Below are 16,066 nucleotides of genomic sequence, written 5' to 3'. Positions count from 1 at the left end.
GGGAGCAGAGGGGGTATCACAATCGTGCGGCTCGCTGCAAAATAAGATGCGCAAGTGCAACGAGGACACATGCTCCTCGCTGACTCCCTTGGATTATGACGAAGCTAAGTAGCCGGACTTTTTAGTTAACGACGCCGAGCTGACCACGAGCTGACGAACCCGGCGCGGCATTGTCGTGTGGACACCGAGATTTTTGTGCCCGGCGGCTGGCCTTCGAGAAGCCGAAACGTTCTCAGACTCAGAAGATAGGTCGGGAGTGTGAAGTTCAGATACTGGCGTGGCTAACGGCTGCTCATCCATTGCATGATGGCCTTTGCCGTATCGCGTTCGCATCGAGCGTCACCGACATGTCAATTTGTCACGCAGCATCCGGTTCGCTTGTGGCTGCCGCGATTGCCTGTCGATCCTGTGCTTGTGCCTCACCATGCCTGCCCCGTTGTCGGGATAAGGATTTGTCTCGGCGCGTGCGAGGCGCCTCGTGACACCGGCAAGATGTTGATGAGTATCTCAAGCCGCTAATGCGGGCGCTTTAGCGGCGAGACGATCTACAGCGATCGACATTCCGCGGTTTTCCGCCTCAGCGCGTCGAGCAGAGCCTCTAGTCAGAATTCCGGCCGATCGCGCGATCGATGCGTTCACGCATAGCGGGATCGATATCTTTGGCGCCAAGCAATTGTGGCGACGGCGTCTCCTGCACTTGAAGAGCGGGTCTGTCCCAGCTGGCGCAGCCTCCGAGCCCCAGAATGACGAAAAAAGCCGAGCACGAGAGCGGCCAAAATGGACGCAAGAGCGTTGGGACTGTTTTCCGACTTGAATTCATACGACCCTTCTCAAATCGAGTGCTAAGCCGGTGAGTCGGCTGTCGTGAGCATATTGCGAAGTTGCTCCGAGGGAGCCTTGTCCTTCGTAGCCGTCAATGTGATCGATCCAGCGGGCTGGATTGTGAAGTCCGGGGCAAGGTCCTGATAGGATAGAACAGCAAGATCGATCCCATTGCGGGTGAGGAAACCGCGGACAAAGCGTCGTACGTCCATCGAAGCAAGGATAACTGGTTGGGTCTGACCTGGAACTCTGTTCGAATTGATCTGACGCATCTTTGACAGCAGCGCTTCGCTTTGCCCCTCCGTCAAGACCAGGTAGGGCCCTTTGGCCGTATCGCGCACCGCGCTGCGCACGATCTCCTCAGTTTGACGCTCGATGATAAAGACGGGCACGACACGGTGCGCGTTGGCATAGCGGTGGCAGATCTGCCGCTTCAAACCGGAGCGAACATATTCCGTGAGCAGGACGGTGTTTTGTTCTCGTCCACTCCATTCGGCCAATGCTTCCAAAACCAGCCGGGTATTTCGGATCGGAATTCCCTCGTCCAAAAGGCGCCGCAGGACATCGGCGACCTTAGGAATCGGGGTCGTACGCAAAACCTCCTTCACCAGATCGGAATACTCCGCCTCCATTCGGGCCAGCAATTGGCGCGTCTCCTGGATACCCACCAAGCACTGTGCATAGCGGGTCAACGCCGAATGGACCCGCAAGGCCAGAATTTCAACAGGACGGCGGTGCCCGATGCCTGCTGCCTTGAGCGCCGGTGCATTGCTTTGTTCAATCCAGATTTTGTCCGTCTCCGGGTCATGCCGGAAAGGGATCCCGCTGAGTTCAATGTTGGCCACATCATCGTTGAGCGCGAGCTGCGTTGGATCAACTAAATCCTGGTCGACCGGCACGCCCTCGACATCCACCCTGAACTGCGACGCTGGCAAGCGCTCGTCGACCTCGACGGGGATGCGCGGAATCGTGATGCCCAGATCAGCTGAGACCAATCCCGAAACACGCGCAATGTGCTGTTGCAATTCGTCTTTGTCGATCGCCTGTATCAGACTTGGTGCGAGGTACAACGCGATTGGAAGTGCCTCCGCAGGCACGGTTTGCTTGGGAGGCTGAGCGGTGGCCGGACTGGAGACATCCGCGCTTTTCTTAGCGCTGTGGATTACACCGTCGGCAAAGCTCGCTGCCACAAAAACCGCGGCTAAAACGAAGAAGACGGGGAGCGGGAAACCCGGAATGGCCCCCATTACAACCAAGACGCAGGCAGCCAGTCGCAATGCGTGAGGATTGGCCGTGAGCTGGTTGACGATATCGGTACCAAGATTGAGCTTGGCAACTCCATTGACGCGAGTGATGATTGTTCCGGCTGTAATCGAGAGCAGGAGCGAGGGAATCTGCGAAATGAGAGCATCACCTATCGTCAGCAGGGTATACTGTTGGAGCGCCTCGGCGAAAGTCATGCCCTTGGAGAGCAGGCCAATGGTGACCCCACCGAGCATATTGATGCAGATAACCACCAACCCCGCGATGGCATCGCCCTTCACGAATTTCATGGCGCCGTCCATGGCCCCATAAAGCTGGCTTTCTTTCTCCAATGTCGCGCGCCGGCTGCGGGCCTCGTCCTGGTCGATATGGCCATTGCGCAGCTCCGCATCGATCCCCATCTGCTTGCCGGGCAGAGCATCGAGCGTGAAGCGCGCCGCCACCTCCGCCACCCGTTCAGCGCCCTTGGCGACGACGATGAATTGCACCATGGTCACAACCAAGAATATGACAATGCCGACGACGATATTTCCCGATATGACGAAGTCACCGAACGTGTGAATGATGCTGCCAGCATCCCCCTCGGCCAAGATCAGTCGCGTCGTCGAGATGGTGAGCGCCAGACGGAATACTGTCGAGATCAGAATGACGCTCGGCAAGGACGAGAACTCAAGCGGCGTGCTGATATAGAGCGCAACCATCAACAGCAGTATGGCGAAGCCCAGATTGAAGCCAATGAGCGTATCGATCGCTACTATCGGGATCGGCATGATCATCATGCTGATCGTCAGAAGCAGCATCAACGCGACCATCAAATCGGAGTTGGCCGACGCGCGCACAATGATGTCACGCAGGACGTTGGTCATGGTGCCCTTCTGATCCTTGGTCGTTAAGAACTGTGCCGGCACGCAGCGAAACATAGTTTTGGAAAACCGCGCGCGCCTCGTCCATGCGGCCGGCCCGCCGCAAGGCATGGCTACGTAAAAGCGTCAACGGGATGCGCGAGGACGGATCGTCATCAAGTGTGTCAAGTCTATCCACGATCGGTAACGCTTCATCGCCAAGGCCCTCCGAGATGAGGGCGTAGGCGAGAATCCGTAGCAAATCGACGTCTTGGGAGTTGTTGCCGACGATGAGCCGCAAGAGAGCTACGCATTGTGCGCCCTGCCCGCATGCAAGATGAAGATAAGAAAGGGCGCAGAGCAAATCGCGCGCCTGCCCGGAGCTCAGCGAGACGTTACCGGCTTTCGAAACCTCTGTTGTCGGATGCGCTCCATCGGAGATGACCATGCTTAGGCTTCGATCAAGCTGTTCCTATTCTGCCGGAGCAGGATTAGCCACTGCAGGGTCTGCTGCAGGACGACGACACCTTCGCGGGCCATCGTATCCGCAGGCGCGGCCAAGAGCTTAGAGGCAAGACGTTCCAGGAGAATACCGTACGGCTCTGCCCGCAGCATGTCCGGATTGCGCAGCCGTGGCGTGACGAAGGCGAAGAGATCATGCGCAATATCGTGCCCATGAAGCGACGCTAGACCTGCGCGTAAGTCGACCTCATTAATGCGGGTGCGGTTGAGACCGACGCGCCCGACTGCATCAATGTCTTTGGCTTCCAATACGGCTTCGATCGCTGCATCCAGCGGCAAATATGACGCATTCAGTTCCCGCCGAGCCGACGCGTGATCCTTCTCGCCGTTTGCACGAGGACCGTCGATCTCAGCCTTGTTGAGTTGGCGAATGGTTGGCTCGATGCCCGGCGCATGATGGTGCTCATCGAATCTCTGCGAAGCAGTGCCAGGCCTGACATCGTGGCGGGACAGCTTTGACATGACGTCTCCTAGTTTCTTTCCGAAGCTTTCGAACGTCTAGTAGGCGAGGGCAGCAAAACGGCCATTCCGACTTAGCAGCACACGCCCCTCCTCAATTCGATCAACCGACCATCCGTCAGCCAACAGAGCACCGACGAAATATTTCTGTCCACCGATAAGCAGATAGGGCTGCTCTCCACGCCAAACAGCCTCGAGAGGAATTGCGGATGGCTGCTTATCTTCCTTAACCAACACTCCGTTTACCAACGTTAGCGCGCCATTTGTCTGACCATCGAACCGTTGTTGGAGCTCCTGCCACTTCGCAAGGGTTGCAGGTGTGACGGTTCCCTCAGCACTGACAAAGCCTGGCCCAGAACCGACCCTGATATCGAGCAGGCCCGCCTTAACAACTTCCTGTTTCAACAGCTCGGCTGCGTCTTGGGCACGCCGATCATTCGGCCGAACCATACGCAGCTTGGGTGCAAGCTCGGCGGCAGGTGGCGCACTGGCGCTCTGTGCACCTGCGCTGACCTTGAAGAAAACGCTCGAGAAAGCGCCGATCGCGACAAGCCCGAGCAACACGATGGCCAGCGCCGAGATCGAAGCGCGCGATGGGCCGATCGAACTGTCGACGATCGCATTCTGCATCGACCAGCGAATGGACATCGCGCCCGCGTGAACCACGACGGGAAGGGAATGAACAACGCGCTCGCCTGCGGCAATCTCCCCCTCGCCCGCAGTCGTGCTTATGGCCGCAAGCGCCTCGATCTCAATCGAGTTGCCAACGAGGGTGACACGAAGGTGATGCAGCTCAAGCTCTTGTTCGACAAAGATCATATCTGCGTCGAAGCCACTGCCGATAAGACTGGCTCCGCCAGCTGCTTTTCCGCTTAGACCGGCATAAAGTCCCGATAGCACCTCGAAATGGAAGGAGGCAGCCTCATTCACGGACAATCCCCATGAACCAAGAGGAGCAGGGGCAGGCGATTGCCGCACGACTCTACTTCCAAGCCACACTAGCGACATCGCCGCCACGACGGAAAAAAGCGGAGCAAGGACTGCCCCGCTTTTCCAGCGCTAGCCGTTGACACGCTCGCTCGCCGCCTTCCTCTCGCTCGAGAGCTCGGTCGACAATGAACGCAGCCGTATGTCTTGCATCATGGCTTGCTGGTTAACAGCCTTCAGCTCTGCGATGAGCGCCTCGAACGTGGCGGCACCACCAACCTTCTCGGCCACAGTCGCACCGCCCGATGCCCCCGTAGCCGCATTGCTACCATTATTCGACTTATCGGCCGCGTCCTTTGACTTGTCGCCCCCCGACTTATTCTCAGCCTTGCTTTCATCGAGGCCTTTATCACCACCATGAGAGCCAGAACCAACTTTGTTGACCATATCGTTTCACCTTCCGCTTGTATCTGCCGCCATCGATGGCGACTCTCCTCCTGACGTCGAACTATTCGGCGTCAGGCATCCTCTTCTGTTTCAGTCACGGCTTCGTGAAGATTCGCCATGTTTCGCTCCATCATTTGGATCGTAACCAACCCAACAACCGAACCAAACGCTGATTCTAATTGTTGACGCTGATCTGCAGATTGAGGACCGTCACTCGCCAAATTGGTGCGAGACACGCTTTCGATTGCGCCGGACATCTGGTGCTTCCCACTTCAGTTCCGAAAAAGGTGGCATCGCCGACGAGCGATCCACCTCGCTTAGGCTAGTGGCATTAGCTGTCGAGAAGCTGACGAGTCCGAGAAGGAACCCGGCGACAAATATCGGCGCTGAAATGAGAGCCGAAGAGCGCCGCGCCACGCCGGATCTGTCAGCGCCCGAGTTTTAATGGCCGCTAGATCTAAGCTCCACAACATCTCCGGCGCCCCAAATGATCCTGGCGCTTGATCCATCATACGTTGGCGCACTCGTGATCCGACGTTCGATCGTGGCAACGGATCGCAGATCCTGTCACTAGCTGTTCAGAAATTTCGCCGAGAGAGTCGGTAGAGATATGGTTGCGCAACTCACGACGAGGCTTTTCGCGATGGTTGATCGGAAAGGTCCCATACTTTCAACAGACCGCGTCGGAACAGCGTCATATTCGCGCTTGCGCGGAATCAGATGACATTGCGCACCACGCACGTCCCTCTCGAGGAAATCAAGGAGGGCGTCGCTGGCTCAACGAGATCCTTCTGAAACTCGTCAGCTTCTCGAAAGCTCGCTGCTCTATGAGAGCGTTGATCTCAAGATGCCGATGCCGTCTCTATCTGCCCTGGGAATGAACTCCAATGCAACTCAACAACTTCTCGCAACCCGCCACTTCGAATCACACTCAAGTTCTTGTTCCGGGAGTTTCGTCGCGGCAAAGCGATGCTTCGCTCTTCGAGGCAGCGGTGTCCCTTTATTCGCCGCAAGACAAATCCGAGGATCCCTCGACGCCAGCGGATCTGCGGCAGTCAAAATTGCAGATGGCGCAGGACTCGACGGACGAACTGCCGGAGCATCTGAAGGCAACAATTAAGGCATTGGACAAGGCGTTTGAGCAGGAAAAGGCATCCGATGAGGAAAAGGCATCCGCGCAGGACGAGTCCTCCAACTCGCCCGTCGAGGAAGCAGCGCCGCCTCCTCCACCTGCGGCCGAGCCGGTGCCAAGCTCGAGGATCACGTGGAACGGCGGCACGCTTACCGATGAGGAGCTGCAGATCGTGGCCGTGCTGAACCGGCACAAGGATCAATGCCCGCTCAGTTGGGATTCGCTGGCAGATAAGGCCAACGATCCTTCGACGCCACCGGATCTGAAGGAGGCGATCAACAAATTGCGACAGGACCCGGAGCTCTTCTATGCGATCGGCTCGCAAGGCGATGGCCGCTGCGGGGGTAAGATCAAGGCGAATGATCTATCCGAGTTCTCTGCCAGTCACTCGCAGGTAGCTAATTTCCAGGAGCAGCAGGCGCACAGCTACGAGCAGAACTACATTCCATCCGATGGTACCGGAGATGGACAACCGTCGGTCATGACCTTGAATGATGCATTGCGCGAGCTTTACCGGTATTCCGACTACCTGCCCAAGTCTCTGAGCCTGGACGATTTCAAGCAGATCGTCGACGGCAAGGCCCAAACGGGCAAGTGTCCGCCCCAAGTGATCGCGGCGGCACAATACTTCCTCGACCACGCGGACGCCTGGAAGGGGTTGTACGGCGGCGCGATTGATAAAGTCCACAAAGAGGACTTTCTGCAAGTCGCTTCATCGTCCATGAATCTCACGCAGAGCGAGCTCGACACGCTCGGCACGATCAACAAGAATCAGTCCGCATTCTTCGGGGACGGTGACCTGACACGCGACAAGCTGGCGCGCATGGCCGACGACAAGAGTCTCGATCCAAGCGTACGCCAAGCAGCGTCACAGCTGCTCTCGGACCCGCTGTTGTTTGGTTTGCTGAACAATTCGATTACGGGCTATAAGACCCATCATAAGTTCTTCGACTTCGGCGGCGGGCATACGGTCGATTCCGGTAATATCAGCAACAACGACTTCACGCACTTCTACAGCAACATGTCAGGTGCGAATCGCACCGTTCAGCAGGTAAAGACCCACGCCCCCACGACCGCCGCCGACCAGGACGCTGTCGCGGACATGATGACCGGGGTTGCCGACCAACCCGATATCAAGTCTGCGAAGAAGAATGGCGGAGCCCTCATGCATGTGGTCGATGACGTGCTCAAGGTAGGCACGAAGGTGCTTGACGTGGCGGCCACGGCAGTCGGCTTACTCGGCTTCATTCCGGTCCTGGGCGAAGTGGCCGATGCCATATCGATGGGGCTCGAGCTCGAGTCGCAAGCAGCGAACATTCTGCACACGGCCATTACCGGAGGCAATATGAAGAAGGCGCTGGCAGAAGCCGGCATCAATCTCGCGGCGCAGGCCCTTGGTTGTATCTCTGGGCCCGAGGTCAAATTGGCGATACGCGAGGGTCTCGCAAAGACAGTGCTGGAAGAGGCTGCGACGAGGGGGATCGATATGACGATCTCGGAGGCGCAATCCTATGCGGACAACTATTTGAACGACCTGAAGGAAAAGCTTGAGACCGAGCCCACGCGAGATGCAGATGTTCCGAGCAAGGACGCCACCACGGAGTCATCTCAGAATGTGGCATGAGGCGAGTTGTGCGGGCAGTCTCCGACTTGGAGTCTGTTCTTGAAATGACGCCGTCGCGCAAATTTTTCCTCCACATTCAAAGGCGCAACGGTGAGGACCTCGCGGATTAGACTCCGCCTCTCCACCGCGAAGCCATCCCTTGATAAGCGACGTAGAAGAGTGCGCGCCGTAACCGCGCACTCTTAAGCAAGCGAGTGAACTCCTGACGCTGACGCAATCTGCATGCAGCTTCCGATCGCTTTGCCTTTGCGCTAGCCGAGACTGCGAGCAGGGCGTTGTGGTGCTAGGCCATTGCAGGTTGGTTGCGGATCGTTGCGTGACGCGCTCGAGCACCTGGATCGGCTCATCGCGTTAGGCGATAGCAAAATCGCATGCGCGAAAGGATCGATTCAAAGCTACATCTCTGATGCAGCCTATGGACGAAGATAGATTGAGCGCGCGATGTGAGCTCGGTTGCAGATGGCAGCAATTGTGCCACCGAAAGTGGGACCACACAAAGGGCGGGACGACTGCAGTTCGAGGTGGACAGAAGCGGTCTGTGATGAACGAGAATAACAGCAAGGTTGCAGCACAAGTCTGGGATACTATTTCCAGACAAAGCGCTCACCCCACTTGCGGCCGCCCTGGCCAGCGCCAGTTGGTGCTTGGACAGACATTACGCTTGGGCTTTTCAGAGGCCTCAGTCTGCTCAACCGCTATCCGAGCGCCGCCCCTATTCACTCCGAACCGTGTCGGGCCAGGACGTGTACAACGCCTTCCAGAAGGCAGACGCGAGCAGCTCGTTCGCGATTTGCGCGAGGCCCTGCTTTCTCGACATCGCGGCCGCCCTCGTCATGACTGATGCAACCTGCCAGCAACTCCAAATGGTTAACTGACGCTAGATGAGAAGCTTCGTGGCCGAGCGAGGTCCTGATCCGAGGACCAAATTTGTCCGCCCGTGATGATCTGTCCAAGCGCTGCATAGACGCTCATGCGTTTTGAAAAAGCAGGTCAGGGATTCAGCCACCATAGCGATCACATTGTTGCCTACATCGGAGATGGACTTTTATGAACATTAGCGGACGTGGGCGGTCGGAGGCTTCTGGATCGGGAACTGATGGTAGCGAGGGCACGGAAGGAGTTCGCGCTGGACCAGCTGGTGCCCCGGGAGAAGGAGGCCAATCGTTTAGCTCTATCGTGCAGCGGGTCCGCTTTGATCCTCAAGAGTCCGGCGCACCACATCGGGAAGCAAGCTCCTCGCGTTCCGGCGATGATCGTTGGCGGGGCGATCGAGCATCCGGAAGTTCGCAAACAGGTGCGCCCCGTCCCTGCGACGCATCTCTGCTGCCTGAACCAGGCAAGCACCTGATCGGTGATAGCTTTGATGAGCGGTCTTATAGATCTTACCGTGACGCACTAGATCGAGGCGCAAGCTCCTCGCGTTTCCCTGGTAACGCCTTGCGTACGGATCAAGCACAAGGGCGCTCGCAACCGGACGCGGCCCCACGACATACTCCGTCCGTGCCCGTTCGACCACGAAGGCCGCGCAGCGGCGAAGTCGCGTCTGTAAGCGTCGAGGAGCAGTCTTATAGATCGGATCATGAAGAGGCAAATCCGGGAACGACCTCGGTGTGCTCTGGCGGCGAGCGTTGGCGGGGCGATCGAGCGGCTGGGTCCTCACACGCGGGCGCGTTCTTGCGAGGTAACCAGCCCAGATCTGGCCTGGGCGGCGCGCAGGGGCGCCTCGACGAGGCGGCCGGCTTTAGCGCGCATGGTGTAAACTCTGAACGACATAGGCGCGCACAGCTTGACGAGCCAAGGTTTCGTAAGGCGATGGAAACGATTGACCGCGCCTGTCGGGCCCATGACATCTCTAAATTCTCAACCGCTGTTGTGGAGCATACAAAACAGGGGCATCACAAGCAGCTGAAGATGCCGGAACTGGCAACCTTCCTGCAAAAGGCTGCGACCCATTTCAAGGACGAGTTCGTGCCAGGCTGGGAGGAGGATGTCCGCCGCGGGAAGTCATGGGGGTATGCGACGACATGCAACGCCTTGAGCCAGCCGGTTGGAGGTCAAGCAGGTCTGCAAGCCTGCGAGGCCGTGGCAGAACAGGTGTCGCGGCTTGATAATCGGCTCATCAAGAAAGTCGAGCCGAAAGCGCTTTCGCTCTTGGCATTGTCCTTCAGTCGTCACCCAGCTTCGACGAGCTGCCGCGATGCAACGAAGAGAATCGCGAGATTTTCCCACGACGAAAGCTGGATACTTCAGGAGCTGAACAGTCAAAATCTGTCATTGATGGTAAACGGGTTCAGCAAGTGGCCGAAAGAGGTGGACTGTTGCAACGGCATCATCGCGGCTGCAAAGGAAGTCGGCGGCCGCGACCGGCTCTCTGACTTTAATGCGCAGAGTCTTGCGAACCTGGTGAACGGCTTCAGCAAGTGGCCGGGAGAGACGAGCTGTGGCCAAGCCACGGTCGCGATCGCCAATGAGATCCTCGGCCCCGCCCGCCGTGCCGATCGCCTCTCGGGTTTTAATAACCAGGGATTGGCGAATCTGGCGAACGCTTTCAGCAAGTGGCCCGGAGAGACGAGCTGTGGCCAAGCCGTAGTCGCGATAGCCAACGAGATCCTGGGGCCAGCTCACCGTGCCGACCGCCTCTCAAGTTTTATTAATCAGGGATTGGCAAACCTCGTGAACGCTTTCAGCAAGTGGCCAGAGGAGCAAGCCTGTAGCCAAGCCACAGCCGCAATCGCCCGTCAGGTCTGCGATAACGAACGGCTCTCTGCTCTTAGTCCGCAAGAGATGGCAAACCTGGTAAACGGTTTCAGCAAGTGGCCGGACAATCCGACCTGTAGCCGAGCCACAGTCGCGATGGCCAATGAAATCCTTGGCCCCGATCGACGTGCCGACCGGCTCTCAATCTTTAATAACCAGGAGTTGGCGAACCTGGTGAACGGCTTTAGCAAGTGGCCGGGCGCGACAACCTGTGGCCAAGCGACCGCCGCCATTGCCAGGGAGATCCTTCGCCGCCGCGCCAATTCCAATGGCCGATTCGTTGGCTTTACGCCGCAGGAGTTAGCGAACCTGGCGAATGGCCTCAGTAAGTGGCCGGACGATCCGACCTGTGGCCAAGCCGCAGTCGCGATCGCCGATGAAGTCGACCGGAGCGGTCGGCTTTCTCAGTTTACTCCGCAGCAGTTGGCGAACCTGGTCAACGCTTTCAGCAAATGGCCGGGCGCGACCTGTGGCCAAGCCACCGCCGCCATTGCCAATGAGATACTTCGCCGCCGCGCCGATCCCAACGACCAATTCTCCGGTTTTGCGCCGCAGGAGCTGGCGAGCCTGGTGAACGGCTTCAGCAAGTGGCCGGACAATTCGGCCTGTGGCCAAGCCATAGCCGCGATCGCCGATGAAGTCTGCCGGAGCGGTAGCCTCTCTCAGTTTACTCCGCAGCACATGTCGAATCTTGGGAACGGCTTCAGCAAGTGGTCGGACGATCCAACCTGTGGCCAAGCCACGGTTGCGATCGCCAATGAGATCCTTGGCCCCGATCGACGTGCCGACCGGCTCTCGAACTTCGAAAACCAGGACTTGGCACGACTAGTGATCGCCTTCAGCAAGTGGCCGGACGATCCGACGTGTGGCCGAGCCACAGTCTCGATTGCCGATAAGATTTGCGGCAACGACCAGCTCTCCAGCTTTAATGAGCAGGACTTGGCGAACCTGGTGAACGCTTTCAGCAAGTGGCCGGAAGAGACGATTTGTGGCCAAGCCACGGTCGCAATAGCCAAAAAGGTTCTCGCCTCCGACCGGCTCTCAAGCTTTAATAACCAGGAATTGGCGAACCTGGTGAACGGTTTCAGCAAGTGGCCCAAAGAAGTGGACTGCGGGGAAGTCACGGTTGCGATAGCCACTGGGATCCTTGGCCCCGCTCACCGGGTCGACCGGCTCTCAAGCTTTGATGGCCAGGAACTGGCGAACCTGCTGAACGGCTTCAGCAAGTGGCCGGATGAGCCATGCTACGAGGCCCTGGTGTACATCGCGCGCGGTCTTGGTCGGGGAAATCGACAATTTGGCGGGTTCTCGATGCCTGAACTCAGCATGATCGCCAATGCTCTGGGGCGGGGTATCATGAAGGGAGAAGACAGCGGGGAGATTGCCAAAGCGGCTCTGCTGCAGGATCGGCTGCATCAGCTCGCCCGTTACCTTCACTATGCCAATGATCGGCTGGAGGAGACGAACGTTCTAAACATCACCACGATTTTGAAGGTTTTGGCCAAGGCAAAGCTGTTCGATGACCTCGGTTTGCTCGCACCGTCAGGGCTACATCGGCTCACCGAGTTGCAACGCCTCCCTGGTTTTGCACCCGAGAACAATCTCGAAACCATGGGCAATCTCTGCGCCGCTCTGCTGCCTCTGGCGCGCAGCCCAAGAAACGAGTTGCGCCGGCACCGCAGGCAAGCCCTGAACTTTCTGAACGACGTCCAACCAGTTGTCGAGCACAAGATCGAGGCACATCTCAACGCAAGCAACGTTGGGCGGACTCGCGGACCATTCGCGAGCCGCTGCCCGGCTCTGTCAGTCTATCAAGTACTGAAGGCGCGTGGGATCCTGGAGAATTTTTACCGGCGGCCATATGTCGAGGGCAAGAAGCAAGATTTGGAGGCGAGGCAGCAAGAGCTGCAGGACGGATCCAGAAAGATTCTGGCCAAGGCGCGTACCCTCATCACAAACGACCTTTCCAATATGAGCTGGAATCTGATCGCGCAGATCGAGGCGGACAGTCCGGTTGATGCGCTGGACGCGTTCATGGCGCAGGATGAGGCGACGATCCGGGCTCAACGTCCTGCCTCCGTCTTCGACGTCCATCAGGTGTTGCAATCCATGGATCACGAGCCCAGACCACCGCAGGGTGAAGCGGGACTGATGCAGTTGCCTGTCGTGGACATGCAGGGGCGGCGAGTGGCCACGGAGCCCGAGACGCGATATTCGATTTTTCATCGCCTGACCTCAGGAGCTGTGCCAGTGATCGCGGTGCAGCTCCCGGGAAAGCCGAGCGCCTTCATGTTGGCCCGTACGCTCACCGTCGATGGTGTGCCATACCGCATGGACCTGTTCGGCGGAAGCAAGTTAAAAGCGCCGAGACCGACGGTTGCAGAGATCGCCGCCCGTGTTCCCGGCGACCAGCCAACAACTTCCGGGGGCAAGCTATTGGCCATTCCGTATGCCGACACTGCCCCGGGCACGGACTTCGAGCAGCTCTCGCGGGCATGGGCCCCCTTCAAAGAAGCCTACTACTATACCCAGCGCAGAGGCTTTGCGGCGCCTCCGTCGATCAAAGGTCTGGGTCCTCACGACTATGCCCTGGAGGGCGCTTTCAGGTTGTTGCTGGCGCCGGACCGGTCGGGTAACGACGAGCATCCCTTCAAACTGACGGGGCCAGAAGGCCCGATTGCCTTGCGACCGCATGATGGCTGCGGCTTCATCAAGGCCTCGTTGGCCGAGCGTATGCCAGCTGTTCTCCGGGCTGGCCACCAGGAAGGTCCAGATCGGGTGCTTGCCTTCGGTGAGGGAAGGAGATCGTCCGTGCCGGCCACGGCGTTGCAACATTATCCGCGCAGCGAGCAGGTGACGGATGAGGCGCGTGAGAAGGCCAAGGCCTGGCTTGAGAGCAGGCAAGAGAAAAAGCTGACGTCCGAAGAGCTGTTTCGCACTGTGACGGCCGGACACATTGACGGTCCCGGCGCCGTCGCCGTCCCGTCCGGTGATGGATCCCTCCATGTGCCGACACTCAAGAGCGACACGTTGTCTGGTGGCGTGCTGATCGGACGAGCCCCCTATGACAAGCCGAACCTGCGCCCGTTTTTCCCCGAGCAAGTCAAATCAGCACGCGATGGCGATCCGACCGCTATGTTTCTCGATAAGTGCGTGGCCATCCAATATAGCTTTAATGTCGCACAAAAGTCAGGAGAGAAACTGGCGGCCAAGGATCATAGCCTCTTTGCCAAAGGTATTCTGATTGTGGTGCCGGACGAGATGTGGCCGGCCAACTACGCCGACCGTGGACTGGTGCTGTCTGCCGAGGACGTCAAGTGCCATTCGAGCTGGACCAACGGCAAGGACCGCGCAAAGGTGGACACACCGGTCGACTGCGTCGGCATTCTCCAGGCGACCGAGGTCTTCGCTCCAGGGTCGTTGGTCGCCGTCCCGCCCAGCGAGCAAAAAAAGCTCGACGGCGATTTCGATGGAGATACCGTCGTTATTGTCGGCGACCGGCCGCAGCTTTATCAGCATGTACGCCAGTTTGATCAAAAGGAGCAAGCTCACGGACTTCGCTCACTCAAACCGCCAAAGTCGCATACCCCGGCGATCGAGGAGGAGCGTTACCAATTCAGTCGTGCCCGCCAGATCCTCGCTGCCACGTTAGGTGTCCTTGGAACTTATGGCTCCCTGCAGCGAGACTTTCTGGCGCAATCCGAGCCAGCGCGGCGCTGGTTTGCGGAGCGGGCTATCTTTGGCATTTACGAGGGCGTTCACCATGAGCTCAGACGAGATATCCGTGACCTATTGAACCAGGAACAGGTGAGTGGTCAGGATATTCAAGGCCTGCTCGAGAGAGCGAGCGCTGATATAAAGGCCGCGGTCCATCCGCTCGCCCGTGAAGTTGCCGAGTTGCTCGTTGCTGACCTTGAGGCCTGGGCAGCGATGGCGGATGCGCAGGTTCTGCCTGAAACAGTCGAAAGCGGGAGCTATGCAAATAGGGACTTGAGCGCACAGCTGTGGGAGTTTTTCCCGGACCTGGCTCAACACTATTCGGCCTCTCCCCAACCACGCGACCGCGTCGAGGCCTTGCTCGACCATTATCCTGCGCGCATCGACCCCCGACCAGATGGATACAATCCGGACGATTTGATCCAGAGCGCGAATAACCTCCTGAGCCTTGGCGTCAAGGTTGGGACCGACGCCTATAAGTCCGACACCGGTGCTCGCCTCTTTATGAAGAAAAGCGGTGAGCTTCAGCGCCTCCTGCAACGGGTGCCGGGCCTTTCGTCCGTGCCCTACCTCAAGAGTATCGCCGCGCCCCTCAACCAGGGGAGGCTCGATGTCGATGCGACCTTGGAGGATCTGAAGGACAATCCGACGCTGGCGGCTTCAATCATGGAAACCTCGATCAAGCTTGCCGTGGAGAACCGCATTCTGCCCGAACCTCGTCGGCGGCAGCCTACAACTGGGGATTCCCTCATGAGGGTCCCGCTGAGCTGTGAGGACGCTGGGGAGCGCGCCAAGATTGAAAAGTCTCGCGCTAAAGCCGAAGAGCAGGAAATCACCACAACGACACTGTGCGTTGCCGAAGCTCTCAAGCAAGCGAATATCCAGATAAATATGCCCCATTTCGATCGCCGCTTGAGATCGCTAGAATCGATGACAGACCAGCTCACCGGGATGACCGCAGGTGGTAACTCGCAGCTGATCAACAATGCCGTTCGTCACGTCTTCGAGGTCCCCGACCAGGATTTTGCGCGCGCCTTCAAGAAGGCCATTCTGGCTTTCTACGAGCAAGGTTACGCCGAGGTCAGCACAACCAACTGGTTCAGGATGCGCAATCCGACCTTTGTCGGCATCAAGACTGTGCTCACCACTCAACGCGACTACCGCTTCGAGATCGAATTCCATACTCCGGACAGCTACAAGGCCAAGCTTGCCAATCACGACACCTACAAGAACATGCTGCGGCCCGGCAGGGGCGATGCACTGGATAAAAACCTGCAGCGCCTGCGTGAGATTTGCAAAGAGGTCGCAATCCCCGATGGCGTGCAAAACATCCACCATTGGGGGACCGGAGCGGGTATCAGGGGCGGCGCCATGGGGGCATGGGCTTGACGGCCCGGAGGCCGCAGGCTTCTTTTTTAAAAGGATCGAACATCGCAAGCGCCACGCTTTTGATGCCGCTTGCCGGCATATCGAGGTGCCTTAGTTCAAGGGAGTATCAATGAGAAAATTGCACGACTGACGATACGGCACCTGCCAAACGACGCGCTTGGACGT

Annotated in this window: 8 protein-coding genes; 2 read left to right on the top strand and 6 right to left on the bottom strand. The window is 58.2% G+C overall.

The window, feature by feature from the left end; all coding sequences use genetic code 11:
* Positions 1-842: 842 nt before the first annotated feature.
* The 6 genes from sctV to QQL28_RS32160 all read right to left on the bottom strand — a co-directional run bounded on the left by sctV (position 843) and on the right by QQL28_RS32160 (position 5,539).
* Positions 843-2,951, bottom strand: coding sequence for a type III secretion system export apparatus subunit SctV (gene sctV, locus QQL28_RS32185; RefSeq protein WP_284272002.1), 2,109 nt, complete (start codon positions 2,949-2,951; stop codon positions 843-845).
* Positions 2,932-3,375, bottom strand: a complete 444-nt coding sequence (gene sctY, locus QQL28_RS32180; protein WP_284271999.1) for a type III secretion apparatus assembly chaperone SctY — start codon at positions 3,373-3,375, stop codon at positions 2,932-2,934. Before sctY ends, sctV begins: the two co-directional genes overlap by 20 nt.
* Positions 3,376-3,377: 2 nt before the next feature.
* Entirely contained in the window at positions 3,378-3,911 is a 534-nt protein-coding gene (locus tag QQL28_RS32175) for a hypothetical protein (RefSeq protein WP_284271997.1), read from the bottom strand.
* A gap of 36 nt (positions 3,912-3,947) precedes the next feature.
* Complete coding sequence (locus QQL28_RS32170; RefSeq protein ID WP_284271995.1) at positions 3,948-4,838, bottom strand: SctD/MshK family protein; 891 nt, start codon at positions 4,836-4,838, stop codon at positions 3,948-3,950.
* 129 nt (positions 4,839-4,967) lie between these two features.
* Positions 4,968-5,282, bottom strand: a complete 315-nt coding sequence (locus QQL28_RS32165; RefSeq protein ID WP_284271993.1) for a hypothetical protein — start codon at positions 5,280-5,282, stop codon at positions 4,968-4,970.
* A gap of 71 nt (positions 5,283-5,353) precedes the next feature.
* Positions 5,354-5,539, bottom strand: coding sequence for a hypothetical protein (locus QQL28_RS32160; RefSeq protein ID WP_284271991.1), 186 nt, complete (start codon positions 5,537-5,539; stop codon positions 5,354-5,356).
* Between the two features lie 630 nt (positions 5,540-6,169).
* Between QQL28_RS32160 and QQL28_RS32155 the strand changes: the two genes are divergently transcribed.
* Together QQL28_RS32155 and xopAD are read left to right on the top strand one after the other, a co-directional pair.
* Positions 6,170-8,038, top strand: a complete 1,869-nt coding sequence (locus QQL28_RS32155; RefSeq protein WP_284271990.1) for an HrpF/NolX family T3SS translocon protein — start codon at positions 6,170-6,172, stop codon at positions 8,036-8,038.
* A gap of 1,812 nt (positions 8,039-9,850) precedes the next feature.
* Positions 9,851-15,901, top strand: coding sequence for a XopAD/skwp family type III secretion system effector (gene xopAD, locus QQL28_RS32150; protein ID WP_284271989.1), 6,051 nt, complete (start codon positions 9,851-9,853; stop codon positions 15,899-15,901).
* Positions 15,902-16,066 lie beyond the last annotated feature (165 nt).

Source organism: Bradyrhizobium iriomotense (genome assembly GCF_030160715.1).
Classification (GTDB): Bacteria; Pseudomonadota; Alphaproteobacteria; order Rhizobiales; family Xanthobacteraceae; genus Bradyrhizobium; species Bradyrhizobium iriomotense.
This window is presented reverse-complemented; position numbering and strand designations above follow the sequence as displayed.